Here is a 14,731-nt window from a genome sequence, read left to right on the forward strand (position 1 = left end):
GCACCATGTTCTTCTTCGGGCTCTGTCCATGAATGCAGATGTCAAGCCGGCCACCAACTGGCTCAAGGCCAACCGGGGCTTCCTAGTCTTCCTGCTGTGCTTCGGTCTGCTGCGCACGGCCATCGCCGACTGGAACCCAGTGCCCAGCGCCTCGATGCGGCCCAGCATCCTGGAGGGCGATGTGGTGCTGGTGAACCGGCTCGCCTATGACGCCAAGCTGCCGCTCAGCGAGATCAGCCTGGCCCGGCTCGGCGAGCCGCAGCGCGGCGACATCGTCACCTTTGCCGCGCCGACGACCGGCGTGCTGCTGATCAAGCGCCTGGTGGCGCTGCCGGGCGACACGGTCGAGCTGCGCGACGGCCGCCTGCTGATCAACGGCGAGGCGGCGCATTACAGCGCTGCGGAACCGGCGCTCGAAACCCTGGGGCCTGGCCGGGCGCTGGTGGCGACGCGCAGCACCGAGACGGTAGCGGGCAGCAGCCGGCGCGTCCAGCACCTGCCGGGCCTGGAGGCCGCCGGGCAGTTCGGGCCGCTGCGGGTGCCGGCCGAGCACTACTTCATGCTGGGCGACAACCGCGACAACAGCGCGGACTCGCGCGTCATCGGCGCCGTGCCGCGCCGCCTGCTGGTGGGCCGGGCCCACCACATCCTGCTGTCGGTCAACATCACCGACCGCTGGCAGCCGCGCTGGGAGCGCGTGGCGGCGGCGCTGCGCTGATCGCGGTCCGCTGCGCCGCAGGATGACTCCTGCGGTGGCGTTTGTGCGAGCATATCGCTAGCTCGCGGCACACAAGACCTGACCCTGACAGGCCGACGCTGCATCAACGGAGACAAGACATGGCCCTCATGACGACCGCTGCCGGCCGGCGCGCCCGCCTTGCCGCAGCGCTGCTGCCCGCCTTGAGCCTGACCGCCTGCGGTGGCAGCGACGATCAGGAGACCCTGGTCACCCGCGTCAGCTATCTCTCGCTCGATCCGGTCAATCCGCTGACGGTGCCGGCCGAGCTGCGCATGCCGCCCGGCCCGGCGCGTCCCGCCGTGGTCATCGTGCATGGCAGCAGCGGCATCGACAGCCGCGGCGTCTCCTATGCCAAGGAGCTCAACGCGGCCGGCATCGCGACCCTGGAGATCGATATGTGGGGGGCGCGGGGCATCAGCGGCGCGGCCGGCCGGCCCAGCGGCGTGCCCGAGACCCTGCCCGATGCCTATGGCGCGCTGAAGTTCCTGGCCGGCCTGCCCAGCATCGACAGCAAGCGCATCGGCATCATGGGCTTTTCCTGGGGCGGCGTCGTGACGATGCTGACCGCGACCCGACCCTACACCGAGCAGTACATGGCCGGCACCGGCCTGGCCTTCGTCGCCCATGCGCCCAACTATCCGGTCTGCTGGGTCTACAACCGTGTGCCCGGCTACAGCTTTGCCAGCCTGACCGGCGCCAAGGTCTTCCTGCAGGGCGGCGGGCTCGACACCTACGACCTGCCGGACACCTGCCCCAAGCTGGCCGAGCAGGCCACCGTGCCGGCCGGGCTGCTGAGCGTCAAGATGTATGCCGACGCCACCCACGGCTTCGACCGCACGGAAGACCCGGTCACGATCAACGACCCCTTCGCCCATCTGGGCCGTGGCGGCCCGGTGCTGATGACGCCCAACCCGGCGGCCGCCGCGCAGGCGCGCGCCGCCACGACGGCTTTCTTCAAGACCCAGTTCGGCCTGTAGGGCGGCTGCCGCCGCGTCAGACCGTCAGCACTGCCAGCATGTCCTCACCCTTGGCATCCGGCCCCTGCTCGACAAAGCCGTGGCGGGCATAGAGCCGGCGTGAACCCTCGTTGCCGGGGTGGTAGCAGATCTCGATCTCGCGCAGCCCGGGCCGCTTGCGGATCTCGTCGATCGCCAGTTGCAGCGCCCGGCTGCCCAGCCCCTGGCCCTGCAGCGGGGCGCTGACCATGAAGCGCCAGATCGAGATGCGCTCGGCCGTCTCTGGCACCCACATCATGAAGCCGGCGACCTGCTCGCCGAGGTAGATGGCGCGCACGACGTAGCCGGGGTTGTAGGCCGCCTCGACCAGGGACCAGCAGTTGTCGGCCAGCATGCGCTGCTGCTCGGGCGGCAGCGGCAGATCACAGACGGCCTCGTAATTGTCCTTCGTCACCGGCCGCAGGCTGATCTCGGTCGGGTCTGGGCGGGTTGCCTGGTTCATTGTTGTGTTCCTCCGGATGCGATTGTCGGGCCGCAGTCGCGCGCAACTGCCTCAGCCATTCCTTTTTGGCAAGCTCCCATAAGCAAGGACAACAGTGGGCCTTGATGCCGCACCGCCTTGGGTCATACTGGGCTGGCAAGAAGAGAAGAACTGCCTTGGGATGTCTATGACGAGCAATACACGAACATCCGCAGGCCTCCCCAGCGTGCTCAAGCAGCTGGGGAAGATGACGGCGATCCGTGACACCTATCTGGTCGAGCAAAGCCTGCTGCGCACCTTGGGGCCTTTGCTGGGGGTCAGCGAGACCTCGCTGTACCGGGTCGACGAGCATGGCGAGGTGCTGCGGGCGCTGCATCACTCGCGCCGCATCGAGGCGCAGCAGGACGGCGTGCAGCGTGTCGCCGAGCAGGTGGAAGAGGTCACCAATGAGCAGCGCCTGCCCGAGGAGGTGCAGACCCTGTTCGAGAACGTCCGGATGCTGGACAAGTCCTGCAGCCGCAGCGACGGCGGCGAGGGTTTCATCGTCTGCTACCCCATCCATGGTGGTGACGAGATTTGCGGCTACTTCGTGCTGCGGCGCGAGCGCGAGATCACGCCGATGGAGGACGCCATCGTGCTGGGCGTGCTGGAGGTGTTCACCAACTTCTACGCCCTGCTCGACACCAGCCAGCGCGACCGCCTGACCGGCCTGCTGAACCGCTACTCGCTGGAGCTCAATCTCGACCGCCTCTGGAACCTGCTCTACGCCCGCCTGCATGAGCCGGCGCCGCCCGAGCCCGGCGTGGCGCGGCGCGATCCGCTGCCGCAGCGCTACTGGCTGGGCGTGATGGATGTGGACCACTTCAAGAAGATCAACGATGGCTATGGCCACATGATCGGCGACGAGGTGCTGATCGTCGTGGCCCGGCTGCTGAAGGCGGCGTTCCGGCGCTCCGATCTGATCTACCGCTATGGCGGCGAGGAGTTCATCGCCATCATCGCGGCCAATGATCTGGAGTCGGCGACGCTGGCCTTCGAGCGCGCGCGCAAGAAGATCGAGAGCTTCAAGTTCCCGCGCGTCGGCCAGGTCACGATCAGCGGCGGCTTCAGCGGCGCCGATCCGGTGGTGCTGCCGCAGGAGGTCATCAACCGCGCCGACAGCGCGCTCTACGAAGCCAAGCGGGGCGGCCGCAACCGCATCTGCCACTACGAGAGCCTGATCCAGCAGGGCGCGCTGAAAGAGGTCAGCCCGGGCAGCGTCGATCTGTTCTGAGCAGGCGGCCGCTCAGCGTCGCGATTTGGCAGCGGCCTTCGCCGCCTGGCCGGCCTCGGCCGCCGCGAAGGCCAGTTCCAGGTACTCGCGCACATTCTTCTTGAACAGATCGCCGATCTTCTCCAGCTTGATGTGGCGCCGGTGCTTGCCCTCGCCCTCCAGCACCTGGTGCCGGTCGGCCAGCGCCGCGCCCTGGCTGAACTCCAGCGCCAGATGGCGCTCGTAGGAGAACAGCGCACAGACCGGCGCGCCCGCCGAGAACAGCAGGCCGCCGTAGCGCACCTCCTCGCGCAGCCGTGGCCCGGCGGTGTGGATCAGCTTGCGCACCCGCTCGACCAGCTCATAGCGCTGTGCATCGACACGGCGCAGTTCGTTCAGGAAATCGTCAACGGGTTCGGGATTCATCGCGGGGCAACTCAGGCACAAGTACCGATTGCACCACAGGCACAGGATGCAGCGGCCGGCCCGTGCGCTCGAAGCTCTGCAGATTGGCCAGCGTCGTCGCGGCGATCGCGCTCAGCGCGTCGGCGGTGAAAAAGCCCTGGTGGCCGGTGATCAGCACATTCGGGAAGGTCAGCAGGCGCGCGAACACATCGTCCTGCAAGGCAGCAGCCGACAGGTCGCGGAAGAACAGCGAACCCTCTTCCTCATAGACGTCCAGCCCCAGCCCGCCCAGCTGCCCGGTCTTCAGCGCCGCGATTGCCGCGCCGGCATCGACCACCGCGCCCCGGCTGGTGTTCAGCAGCAGCGCGCCGCGCTTCATGCCGGCCAGCGCGGTCGCGTCGATCAGGTGGCGCGTCTGTGGCGTCAGCGGGCAGTGCAGGCTCACCACATCGCTGGCCGCCAGCAGTTCGGCCAGCGAGGCCACATAACGCATGCCCATGGCCTCGCAGGCCGGATTCGGCTGCGGATCCAGGCCCAGCAGCCGGCAGCCGAAGCCCGGCCCCAGGATGCGCGCAAAGCACTCGCCGATCTTGCCGGTGCCCACCACGCCCACGGTACGCCCGTGCAGATCGAAGCCCAGCAGGCCATCGAGCGCGAAATTGCCCTCGCGCACCCGGGCGTGTGCCCGGTGGATCTTGCGATTCAGCGTCAGCAGCAGGGCCACCGTGTGCTCGGCCACCGCATGCGGCGAGTACTCCGGCACCCGCCCCACCGGCAGCCCGAGCCGCTCGGCCGCTGCCAGGTCCACCTGGTTGAAGCCGGCGCAGCGCAGCACGACCAGCCGAACACCCAGCTGCTGCAGCCGCTCCAGCACCGGCGCGTCCAGCCTGTCATTGACGAAGGCGCACACCGCCTGCGCCCCGGCCGCCGCCGCCACGGTGTTCAGGTCCAGGCCCGCTTCGAGATAGGTGAACTGGTAGTGCGTCCCCCCCGGATCGGCAGCCAGCCGCGCACTTTCGAGGAACTCGCGGTCGTAGGGGCGGGTGCTGAAGATGGTGAGGTTCATGCGGCACCGTAGCACGAGGCTCACAGAAAGTCGGTGCGGTGGGTGGCAGACTCAGCACAGCGAGCTCGGTGCTGTGACCCACTCCCACGCCAGTCGGCCCCGAAATCGCTGCCACGCGGACCCGAGGAGGCCATCGACCACAGGCCCCATCAAGACACTTCGGTGTTGCCTCCCACAAGGGTCTTGCTGGTCGCGCGTCAGGCGGTGTCGTGCATCCACGCCGGCACATCCCGTTTGCCATGCAGCACCCGCCACACATCGATGTAGTCGGCGCGCTCAAGGTAGAAGACCAGATAGGGATAGCGGGTCAGCGGCCATGAGCGCAGCCCGGGCAGGTTCAGCTCATGGGCATAGCGCGGCGAGCCGGTGGCCGGGTGGTGTGCGATGTGGTGATAGGCCTGCTCAAGCGCGTCGACAAAACCGAGCGCGGCGGACTCCGCGCCTTCGTTCAAATAGTGGCTCAAAGCCTCGTCGACATCGCGCTCGGCCGCTGCGCGCGATGATGGGCTTGGCTGTCATGCGGCCGGGCGGGCTAACGGGGCTTGGCTGCCTGGCGTGCCCGCTCCCGCAGCCGATCAAAGTAGGCGCCGTCCGCGGCAGTGTCGGATGGCGCCGAGCTGGCGCCCTCCAGCAGCAGCGCCCGCAATTGCAAGCGGTCCTGATCCTTGCGGATCAGCTCACGCACGTACTCGCTGCTGCTGCCATAGCCGCGCTCGCTGACCTGCTCGTCCACAAAGGACTTGAGCGGGTCGGGCAGGGAGATGTTCATCGTGCTCATGGCCGGAGCATAGTCAGCTTGGCAAATTTTGGCAAATTGCCGCACGCATTCCGGGGCCGCCTTGCGCCCTGTTCAGGGGGCAGGCGCCAGGCTGGCCGATCACCAGGCAGCTGGCGGCGCTCAGCACTGCCAGCTGCCGCCGTGCCATGATCCCGCCCATGCTGAAAACCCTCAAAGACCTGTTCGACAGCCTGCTGCCGCCGACAGCCAATGCAGATCCGGCCGCCACGGAGCATGCGCTGCAACTGGCCACCGCGGTGATGCTGGTCGAGGTGATGCGCGCCGACCCGAGCTTTCATGCCGGCGAGCGCGAGGCGGTGCTGGTGGCGCTGCGCGACAAGTTCGCGCTCGATGCCGACGAGGCGGCCCGGCTGGCCGAACTGGCCGAGGCCACGGCGAAGGACGCCACCGATCTGTTCGGCTTCACCTCGCGCATCAACGAGCGCTTCGAGATGCCGCAGAAGCTGCGCATGGTCGAGCATATGTGGCGCGTCGCCTATGCCGACGGCCATCTGAGCGCGCACGAGCGCCATGTGCTGTGGCGCATCGCCGATCTGCTGCATGTGCCGCAGGGCGCTTACGTCAACGCGCGGCTGCGGGTGCAGGCCGAGTCCGAGTCGCCATGATCGTCAACCAATAACGAAGCCGGGAGCAGAGCATGAACAGCGCAACAAGATCCGCCGACCTGCTCAAGGTCGGCCTGGTGCAGATGGCCCCGGTCTGGCTGGACCGGGCCAGAACCCTGGACAAGGTGGCCGCCTGGCTGGCCGAGGCCGCCGCACAGCAATGCCAGCTGGTGACCTTCGGCGAGGCCCTGGTGCCGGGCTATCCCTTCTGGGTCGAGCTGACCGACGGCGCGCGCTTCAACAGCGCCGCGCAGAAGACCATGTACAGCCATTACTTGGATCAGGGCGTCGTGATCGAGCGTGGCGACCTCGACAGCGTCGCCGGCCTGTGTCGCCAGCACCGCATGGCCTGCTATCTGGGCGTGATGGAGCGCGCACCCGATCGCGGCGGCCACAGCCTCTACTGCACGCTGGTCTATATCGACCAGGACGGTGTGATCCGCTCGGTACACCGCAAGCTGCAGCCGACCTATGAGGAGCGGCTCGTCTGGGCGGCCGGCGACGGCCATGGCCTGGTGGTGCACGATCTGGGTGCCTTCAAGGTGGGTGGCCTGAACTGCTACGAGAACTGGCTGCCGCTGGCGCGCTCGGCGCTGTACGGCCAGGGCGAGGATCTGCATGTCTCGGTCTGGCCCGGCGGCCTGCACAACACCCAGGACCTGACCCGCTTCATTGCCCAGGAAAGCCGCTCCTATGTGATCGCGGTATCGGGTCTGATGCGGCCCCAGGACATTCCCGAGGGCACGCAATTCCGCGACCAGATGCTGGCGGACGACAAGCCCTTCTTCGCCAACGGCGGCTCGGCGCTGGCCGCGCCGGACGGCAGCTGGGTGATTGAACCCCAGATCGGTGTCGAGGGCCTGTTCTGTGCCGAGATCGATCATGGCCGGGTGCGCGAGGAGCGCCAGAACCTCGATCTGGCCGGCCATTACAGCCGGCCCGATGTGACCCGGCTGAGCGTCAACCGGGCCCGCCAGCACACGGTGCGCTTCGAGGACTGAATCAGAGCCGCTGCAGCAGCAGCCGCTCGGCCAGCTCGCGCTGCGCCACCGGCAGCGCGGCCGCCTGGTCCAGTGTGCGCAGCACCGCGTCGCAGGACGGGGCGCGAGCGCCGCCATCCTCGACCCAGACCCGGCCAAGCAGGCCCGGCGCATGGCCGCCCAAGGTGCGACGCACCACCTCCAGCTCCAGTGCGCTGGGGGCCTTGGGCAGCCAGCGCGGCGCCGCTGCCTCGGCGGCCGCGCCCAGCCAGCGGGTCTCCTGGGCCCGCAGCTCGGCGGGCATCGCGCGGCGCAGCTCCAGCTGGCCGCCCAGCAGGGCCTGGCAGATGGCCGGGCCGGCCGCGCGGGCGGTGCGCAGCTGGGCCTTCAACACGGCCAGATAGCGGCGCCGCAGCTCGGGCGACACCTCCATCAGCAGCCCCGGCAGCCGCTCGGCCAGCACCCGCAGCGCGGCATTCTGCGGCTCGTCGGCATTGCCCGGCTGGGCCAGATGGGCGGCGCGCATGCGGGCTGCCGCGGCCGGCAGCAGCTCGGGGTAGCGTGCGCCCAGCAGATGCCAGGCCGGGTTGGCGCCCAGTGCGTCCAGATAGTCCTGCTCGGTGCTGGTGGCCGGGTCCGAGGGCAGCACCACATCCAGGGTCTGCGGTGGCGCCTCGATCAGCGCATGCAGGATCAGCTCGTCGCTGGCCGGATACCACATGCTGTCGGCCGGTGTGCGCAGCGTGCGCTGTATCAGCGGCTCGGGCAGGCCCATCTCGCGGTAGGTGGCGGCCAGCTCCTGGTTGGCGACCTCGTCGAACACCGGGTTGTAGCTGCCGCTGGAGGCGCGGTGAAAACCCAGGCGCGCGCCGGGCATCAGCTGGCGCTGCTGGCCGGCCAGAAAGACCAGGGTGCAGGCGCTTTCGCAGCCGCCCACCGCGCGGGTGGCCGCACCGGTCTTGCGCACCTGCTCGACCATGCGCTCGGCCTCGTAGACGCGCCCGCCCGGCGAGGCCAGCTCGAACAGCCGCACCGGCTGGGCCGTGCCGGCCAGCAGCTTCTGCAGCCGGGTCGCGTCGCCCATGCCGATGGGCCCGTCCAGCCGCAAGGTGCGGCCATCGGCCGAGAGCTTGAACGAGGCCTGGCCGATCGGGTCGCTGCCGCGCGCCATCTGCCAGTACTCGCCGGCCTGGGGCAGGAAGCCGAACAGCGTCGACACCACCATCTGCAAGGCGCTCAGCACCAGACTCAGCCGGGCCAGATTGGCCCACAGGGCGGAGCCGTCGATGCGACGGTAGGCATGGGCGGCGCGCCAGGCGCCGACGATGGCCCAGGTATCGAAGGCCAGGATCAGCGGCCAGCCGATCAGCATCGCGATGCTGCCGGCCTGCAAGGCCTCGCCCTTCAGGCTGATCCAGGTCATCAGCCCGGTCAGCGCCAAGCCGATAGGCAGCGACAGCAGCACATTGTTGATCCAGAAACTGCGCGCCAGGCTGTGCTCGCCCTGCCAGTGGGCCGCGAGATAGCCGCTGCCCGAATCGGCCTCGCTGCGCGGGCGGCGCAGCACCACCCGGGTGCCGGCCATGCGGTCGTGCCAGCAGCGGCGCTCGCCATCCAGCGCGGCCCAGGCAAAGCCCAGGCCCAGCGGCAGGGCCGACAGCAGATAGCCGAGCCAGCGCAGCGCGCAGCGGCCCGGTGTGGGCCGTGCGCCGCTGCGCGCATCGACCACCAGCAATCCGGCCAGCAGCTTGCCCGGCGTCGTGCCCTGCCAGGCCCAGAAGCCGATGAAATACAGCGCCGGCAGCGCCCAGTTGATCAGCAGACTGGCCGGGCGCACATCGTCGAGCCGGCCGACAAAGCCCTCGCGATAGGCCAGCCACAGCAGCGGCGCGCTCAGGCCGATCAGCGCCAGCGCATCGACCAGCAGGGCCAGCGCACGCCGGCCCAAGGTGGCCGGCGGCGGCGGCGGCGCGCTCGGGCGCGGCTTGCGGCTGGGCGGCGGCTTGAAGCCCGGGGGTAGCTCTTGCGCGGGTTTTTGCACCATCGTCAAGGGCGAGGCGAACGGGTTCTCGTGATCGGTGGTCGTGGCCACGCTGTGCTCCCAGGGTGTGGCCATGACTCTAGCGCGCCGCTTTGCCGCGACGGCGGCGCCGTTGGCGTGATTTGTCACGCATTCCCGACGAACAAGGGGGGAGTGGCGGTGCGCGTACAGTTCAACATGGCGTTATTGCCGTTTTGAGCCTGCTTTCTCGATGTCCGATGCTACGCCCCGTCCTTCCAGCACCCAGACCCTGACCGAGCTGCTGGTCACGATACTGGCGCCCTCCCTGGTGCTGATGCAGCTCAGCAGCCCCGAGCGCCTGGGCTCGGCCCGCGCGCTGGTGCTGGCGCTGGCTTTTCCGCTGGTCTGGGCGGCCTGGACCGCGCTGCGCGAGCGGCGCTTCAGCTGGATGGCGGCGCTGGGCGTGTTCAGCACCCTGCTGACCGGCGGCATCGGCCTGCTGGCGCTGGACACGCGCTGGCTGGCCATCAAGGAGGCGGCGGTGCCCGGCGTGATCGGCCTGGCCATCCTGCTGTCGGTGCTGAGCAAGCGCCCGCTGGTGCGCCTGCTGGTGTTCAACCCGAGCATGATGGATGTGCCGCGCATCGAGGCCGCGCTGGCCGAGCGCGGCCAGAGCGCCGCCTTCGAGCGCCGGCTGCGCCTGGGCACGCTGATGCTGGCCGGCAGCTTCGCCTTCTCCAGCGTGATGAACTATGTGCTGGCGCGCTGGCTGGTCACCAGCCCGGCCGGCACCGAGGCCTTCAACGCCGAGCTGGGCCGCATGAATCTGCTGAGCTGGCCGATGATAGCGATCCCCTCGATGCTGCTGACCATGGGCGTGCTGTTCTATCTGGCCAAGGGCATCCACCGGATGACCGGGCTGAAGCTGGAAGACTGCCTGCGCCATCAGTGAGCACGGACGGCCCGTCCGTGCAGTACCGCACTGTGGCAGGCCCCGACTGCGGGAAGTTCCCAGGCCTGTTGGTACGGCGCCTCGCTTACCGTCGCCCACCTGTCTAGATGGAGCCGCCAGGCCCGCAATGACGCGGTCCGGTGCCCGGGGGGATGCGAATGAGCCACAAGAGCGAGAAAAGAAGGGTCGGCGGCCTATTATTGGGCTTGCAGGGCCTGGCCGCCGCCGTGCTGGGCTGGGGGCTGTGTGCGGCGGCCCAGGCCGCGCCGCCCACCATCGGCGCCATCGTGCCCAAGAGCTGGCCCAGCGCGGCCCAGGGCGAGGAGATCCACAAAGGCATGTTGCTGGCGCTGAAGACCTCCTCGATCCAGCCGGTGCCGACCCTGCTGGTGCAGGACAGCGGCTGCGACTACCGGCGTGCCGAGGCGGCGGCCAAGCAGCTGGTCGAGGCCAAGGTCGATCTGGTGCTGGGCGGCTGGTGCGTGCTGGGCGGTGTGCCGGCGCTGCTGAAGACGGCCGGTATCCCGCTGGTGTCGGCCAATGCCGAACGCTTCCCGCTGGAGGACCCGGTGCTGCAGCTCGGCCGGGTCGGGCCGCGGGTCGGCGAAAGCGTGGCCGCGACCCTGCGCCGCGAGACCGGGCTGCGGGTTTCGGCCAGCAGCAGCTGCTGGATGGATTTCGAGCCGGTGGCCTCGGAGAAGTTCGATGCCGTGCTGTGCCCGACCGTGGCCATCGACCGCGCGCGCTGGACCCAGGTCGAAGGCCTCTACACCGCCGCCTTCCGCACCCCCTTCACAATGGCCGCCGCGCGCGGCTATGCGGCGATGGAAGTGGGCCTGGGCTATCTGCGCAAGCTGCGCAGCGGCGCCAAACCGGCGGCGGCTCTGGCCGAGGCCCGCGCCATCCAGACCCTCCTGGGCCCGGTGCCGGCGCCCGATGCGCCCACGCCGGCCGCCGCGATGCAGCTGCTGCTGACGGCCAAGCTGCCGCGCCTGGCGCCCAAGGAAAGCGCCCAGCTCAACGCGATGCTGAAGGCCAAGTCCTGCGCCTGCAAGCCGGGCTGCAACGAGGGCGAGGCCAAGTGGCGCGAGCTGCCTTTTGTGCTGGCGTCATGCACGGATGGCCGGCCGGTGGCGGCAGTCGGTAACAGCCCTCTGTAAGCAATGCGGCCATACTGCGAATGACGGGCTTGCTGGGCCCGTCGAGAGAGGAGCGGGTCATGGGCTTGCGCAGACGAGAGGCATTGCTGTTGCTGGGCGGCACTCTTGTGTGCGCCGAGGCCGTGGCCCAGGCCTCGCTGATCATCGTGGCCGGCGAGCTGCCACCCTATGTGAGCGAGCGGCGCGAGCAGAGTTTCCTGAGCGATCTGTTCGACGAAATCGGCAAGCAGATGGGCCTGCGTTTCGAGTTCCGTTTCATGCCCTGGAAGCGCTGCGAGCTGGCCGTTGAAGCCTTGCAGGCCTGGGGCGCGGTGCCCTATGTGCCGACGCCGGAACGCGAGCGCAAGCATCTGTTCTCTGAGCCGCTGTATGCCAAGCGGACCATGTTTTTCTACTACAGCCCGGGCGGGCCTCGCCCGCAAATCAGCTTCAGCGAGTTGAGCGATCTGAAGCCCTATCGTCTGGGCGGGGTGCGTGGCTATTACTACGAGAAGATGTTCGCCGACGCGGGGCTGCAGGCCGAGTTTGCGATCGGTGAGGAGCAGAGCTTCGGCAAACTGCGGGCCGGCCGGGTCGACCTGGTGCCGGCGGTCGAGGCGGTCGGCCGTGACATGATCAAAAAGCTGTTTCCGCTCGAGGAGCAAGCCCACTTCCATATGCTCGATCGACCCATGCATGTGGGCTTCAACTTCCTGATGAGTTCTCGTCTGTACCCGGGCAATCCTGGCGACACCGGTCTGTTGGCGCGTTTCAACAAGGCCTTGGCCGAGTTGCGGCGCAACGGTGTCTACAACGCCGTGGCCGCGCGGCATGGGCTGAGCTGAGCCCAATCGGCATCTGGGCCTTATCGGTCGGCGGCCCCTGCACCCAGGCACTCGACCAGAAACTCCACCGTGGCCCGCACCGCCGGCAGCTGGCCGCGCCGGTGCGGCATCAGCAGGCTGGTGCTGACGCGGCCGGCATGCCAGTCGGGCAGCACCCGGCGCAGCTGGCCCTCGCGCAGCGCGGCCCGGCACATCGCTTCGGGCAGGCAGACGATGCCCAGTCCGGCCAGCGCGGCCTGCAGCAGCACGGTCGATTCATTGGCGATCAGGCGCGGCTGCGGCGTCACCTGGACGGACTCGCCGGCGGCGTCCCAGAGCCGCCAGCTGAGCTGCTGCGGCCCGGTCAGCAAGCCCTGCTGGGCCGCCAGCTGATCGGGCTGCAGCGGCGCCTCCTGCCCCTCCAGATAGGCCGGCGCCGCGACCAGGATGATGGCCTCGACGTTCAGCAGCCGCTGCACCAGGCCCGAGTCGGGCAGGGGCGCGAAGTGGCTGCGCACGACGATGTCATAGCCCTCCTGCGCGACGTCGACAAAGCGGTCCGTGACATCGAGCTGCAGCCGCACCTTGGGCAGGGCGCTGGCCAGGCGCGGCAGATGGGCGGCCAGATCGAGCTGGGCGGTCGGCACCGAGGCGCTGATCCGGACCGTGCCGCTGGGCTCGGCGGCGCGCCGCCGCACCACCTGCTCGGCGGCCTCGGCCTCGATCAAGGCCGCACGCGCATGCTCGTAGAAATCACGGCCCAGCTCGGTCAGCACAAAGCTGCGCGAGCTGCGCTGGATCAGCCGTGCCTGCAAGCCGGCTTCGAGCTCGGCCACGCGCTTGCTGATGGTGGACTTGGGCAGGCCCAGCTGGCGCGCGGCGGCGGCAAATCCGCCCTGCTCGACGGCGGCGACAAAGAAGGGCAGGTCATTGAGTTTCAGCATCACAACGGGTGGGTGGGGGCGGCCGCAAAGTCCATGGACAGAGACTTTGCGTCTGCGCCAGACGGGCTACTCAGGCCTGGCCCGGGCTCCTACATTGACCGGACCGACAACTCTCAACACAGGATCAAGACATGACCCCGGTTCTCTTCTACGGTGTGCCCTCCGGCTGTTCCTTCGGCTCCATTGTGGCGCTGGAATGGCTGGCACAACCCTACCGGCTGTGCCGCATCGAGATGCCCGAGCTGGCCATCACCCCGGCCTACCGGCGCATCAACCCGCTCGGCGAGACGCCCACGCTGATGACGGCCGACGGTGCCCTGCTCAGCGAGAGCCTGGCCATCCTGAACCATCTCGGTGCCCGGGATGAGGCCCGGCGCATCGGCTTTGCCCAGGGCAGCCGCGACTTCGATCGCCTGAACCAGATGCTGGCCTATCTGAACACCAGCTTCTTCAATGCCTTCAGCCCGCTCTGGCATGCGCTGGAGCATGCCGGCGATGCCGCCGACGCGGCCGCGCTGCGCCGCTACGGCGCAGGCAATGTCGAGAAGGTCCATGCGCAGCTGGAGGCCATGCTGGGCGACCGACCCTATCTGCTGGGCGAGCACAAGACCCTGGCCGACGCCTACTTCATCGGCATCGCGCGCTGGACCCGCTATCACGAGGTGATTGATCGGCGCGACTATCCGGCGCTGCAGCGCCTCTACGAGCGCCTGGAGGTCGACCCGGCGGTGGTCTTCGCCCATGCGATCGAGCGCCAGACGGCGGCCGTGACGGCCGGCGGCTACCAGGGGCACCTCAGCCTGGAGCAGGCTGTTGCAGCCCTGCCGGTGCGCTGAACTGGCGCTCCGGCCAGGGCGGCGGAAAGCGCGCCACCAGCTGGTCGAGCTTGCGGGCCAGCGCCTGCGGCGCCGACAGCATGGCCAGATGGCCGGCGTCCAGCGTGTCCAGGCGCGGCTGACGCAGCCGGGCCACCATGCGGTCCTGCAGCGCCGGCGGCAGGCTCTGGTCCTTCAGCAGCTTGATATAGCTGGCGCCGCCGGGCGCCGGCGTGGCGGCGGTCGGCGCCAGATAGAGGCCGGGGAACTCGGCCGCGTAGCGCGAGATCACCAGCTCGGCCATGCTGGGCTCCAGATCGTTGCACAGCTCCTGGCGGATCATGGCCGCGCCGGGCTTCAGTCCGCGCGGCTTGAAGGCGAACAGCAGGCGCAGCAGCAGCCGCTGGACCAGGCCCAGCGCGTCGACGAAGGCGCCACCCGGTGGCGGCACGACGGCGGCCAGATAGACGCAGTGGCGCAGCCGTGCGCCGAGCCGCTCGGCCAGATCCGGCACCAGCACGCCGGCCAGCGAATGTGCCACCAGCACGACCGCGCCGATGCCGCGCCGGTCCAGTTCGGCCACCAAGGCCTCGGCGCAGGCGCCGGGCGTGACCCCCGGCTGCCGCCCCGGCACTTCCAGCGCCAGCACGGGCGTCTTCATCCGCTGGATGACGTCGTCCCAGACCCAGGCGCCGGTGCCGGCGCCATGCAGCAAGACGGTGGTGGTGGGTGACATGCGGCCTCCTGATGCTGTTGTGATGAGTGCCTGCAT

The 14,731-nt window shown here is 69.1% G+C and carries 17 protein-coding genes; 9 read left to right on the forward strand and 8 right to left on the reverse strand.

The features are described 5' to 3' along the window. The first annotated feature begins 28 nt into the window (after positions 1-28). Together lepB and O5M90_RS18660 are read left to right on the forward strand one after the other, a co-directional pair. Positions 29-718, forward strand: coding sequence for a signal peptidase I (gene lepB, locus O5M90_RS18655; protein WP_269839911.1), 690 nt, complete (start codon positions 29-31; stop codon positions 716-718). Between the two features lie 119 nt (positions 719-837). Further along, complete coding sequence (locus O5M90_RS18660; RefSeq protein WP_269839912.1) at positions 838-1,716, forward strand: dienelactone hydrolase family protein; 879 nt, start codon at positions 838-840, stop codon at positions 1,714-1,716. A gap of 16 nt (positions 1,717-1,732) precedes the next feature. On the opposite strand, the gene O5M90_RS18665 is transcribed toward O5M90_RS18660, so the two are convergent. Next, on the reverse strand, positions 1,733-2,197 hold the full coding sequence (locus O5M90_RS18665) for a GNAT family N-acetyltransferase (protein ID WP_269839913.1): 465 nt from the start codon (positions 2,195-2,197) through the stop codon (positions 1,733-1,735). 226 nt (positions 2,198-2,423) lie between these two features. Between O5M90_RS18665 and O5M90_RS18670 the strand changes: the two genes are divergently transcribed. Next, entirely contained in the window at positions 2,424-3,449 is a 1,026-nt protein-coding gene (locus O5M90_RS18670) for a GGDEF domain-containing protein (protein ID WP_269839914.1), read from the forward strand. A gap of 12 nt (positions 3,450-3,461) precedes the next feature. On the opposite strand, the gene O5M90_RS18675 is transcribed toward O5M90_RS18670, so the two are convergent. The 4 genes from O5M90_RS18675 to O5M90_RS18690 all read right to left on the reverse strand — a co-directional run bounded on the left by O5M90_RS18675 (position 3,462) and on the right by O5M90_RS18690 (position 5,677). Continuing rightward, a complete protein-coding gene (locus O5M90_RS18675) occupies positions 3,462-3,854 on the reverse strand; it encodes a DUF1801 domain-containing protein (RefSeq protein ID WP_262971878.1) in 393 nt (130 codons plus the stop codon). Continuing rightward, positions 3,835-4,899, reverse strand: coding sequence for a 2-hydroxyacid dehydrogenase (locus tag O5M90_RS18680; protein ID WP_440402247.1), 1,065 nt, complete (start codon positions 4,897-4,899; stop codon positions 3,835-3,837). The genes O5M90_RS18675 and O5M90_RS18680 overlap by 20 nt, the downstream gene beginning before the upstream one ends. A 197-nt stretch (positions 4,900-5,096) precedes the next feature. Then, complete coding sequence (locus tag O5M90_RS18685) at positions 5,097-5,351, reverse strand: type II toxin-antitoxin system RelE/ParE family toxin (RefSeq protein ID WP_332909474.1); 255 nt, start codon at positions 5,349-5,351, stop codon at positions 5,097-5,099. 80 nt (positions 5,352-5,431) lie between these two features. Further along, entirely contained in the window at positions 5,432-5,677 is a 246-nt protein-coding gene (locus O5M90_RS18690) for a type II toxin-antitoxin system ParD family antitoxin (protein ID WP_269839915.1), read from the reverse strand. Between the two features lie 158 nt (positions 5,678-5,835). Here O5M90_RS18690 and O5M90_RS18695 point away from each other — a divergent pair, with 158 nt between their 5' ends. After that, the gene (locus O5M90_RS18695) at positions 5,836-6,303 is read left to right on the forward strand and encodes a TerB family tellurite resistance protein (protein ID WP_269839916.1); all 468 of its coding nucleotides are present in this window, start codon (positions 5,836-5,838) and stop codon (positions 6,301-6,303) included. Positions 6,304-6,335: 32 nt separating this feature from the next. Then, positions 6,336-7,304, forward strand: coding sequence for a carbon-nitrogen hydrolase family protein (locus tag O5M90_RS18700; RefSeq protein ID WP_269839917.1), 969 nt, complete (start codon positions 6,336-6,338; stop codon positions 7,302-7,304). Between the two features lies 1 nt (position 7,305). On the opposite strand, the gene O5M90_RS18705 is transcribed toward O5M90_RS18700, so the two are convergent. After that, positions 7,306-9,399: an RDD family protein gene (locus O5M90_RS18705; RefSeq protein ID WP_269839918.1), complete on the reverse strand. Its 2,094-nt coding sequence runs from the start codon at positions 9,397-9,399 to the stop codon at positions 7,306-7,308. A 136-nt stretch (positions 9,400-9,535) separates the two neighbouring features. Between O5M90_RS18705 and O5M90_RS18710 the strand changes: the two genes are divergently transcribed. The 3 genes from O5M90_RS18710 to O5M90_RS18720 all read left to right on the forward strand — a co-directional run bounded on the left by O5M90_RS18710 (position 9,536) and on the right by O5M90_RS18720 (position 12,221). Next, positions 9,536-10,237: a VC0807 family protein gene (locus O5M90_RS18710; protein ID WP_137943900.1), complete on the forward strand. Its 702-nt coding sequence runs from the start codon at positions 9,536-9,538 to the stop codon at positions 10,235-10,237. Between the two features lie 158 nt (positions 10,238-10,395). Beyond that, positions 10,396-11,397 (forward strand): hypothetical protein, encoded by a 1,002-nt coding sequence (locus tag O5M90_RS18715; protein WP_269839919.1) that lies wholly within the window; start codon positions 10,396-10,398, stop codon positions 11,395-11,397. Between the two features lie 59 nt (positions 11,398-11,456). Continuing rightward, a complete protein-coding gene (locus O5M90_RS18720) occupies positions 11,457-12,221 on the forward strand; it encodes a substrate-binding periplasmic protein (RefSeq protein WP_269839920.1) in 765 nt (254 codons plus the stop codon). Between the two features lie 20 nt (positions 12,222-12,241). On the opposite strand, the gene O5M90_RS18725 is transcribed toward O5M90_RS18720, so the two are convergent. Next, the gene (locus tag O5M90_RS18725; protein ID WP_269839921.1) at positions 12,242-13,144 is read right to left on the reverse strand and encodes a LysR substrate-binding domain-containing protein; all 903 of its coding nucleotides are present in this window, start codon (positions 13,142-13,144) and stop codon (positions 12,242-12,244) included. Positions 13,145-13,275: 131 nt separating this feature from the next. On the opposite strand from O5M90_RS18725, the gene O5M90_RS18730 reads away from it, so the two are divergent. Next, positions 13,276-13,980, forward strand: coding sequence for a glutathione S-transferase family protein (locus O5M90_RS18730; protein ID WP_269839922.1), 705 nt, complete (start codon positions 13,276-13,278; stop codon positions 13,978-13,980). Here the strand turns inward: O5M90_RS18730 and O5M90_RS18735 are convergent. Continuing rightward, complete coding sequence (locus O5M90_RS18735) at positions 13,940-14,695, reverse strand: alpha/beta fold hydrolase (RefSeq protein ID WP_269839923.1); 756 nt, start codon at positions 14,693-14,695, stop codon at positions 13,940-13,942. The genes O5M90_RS18730 and O5M90_RS18735 overlap by 41 nt on opposite strands. Between the last annotated feature and the right edge of the window lie 36 nt (positions 14,696-14,731).

The organism is Paucibacter sp. M5-1, assembly GCF_027498415.2.
Lineage (GTDB): Bacteria > Pseudomonadota > Gammaproteobacteria > Burkholderiales > Burkholderiaceae_C > Roseateles_E.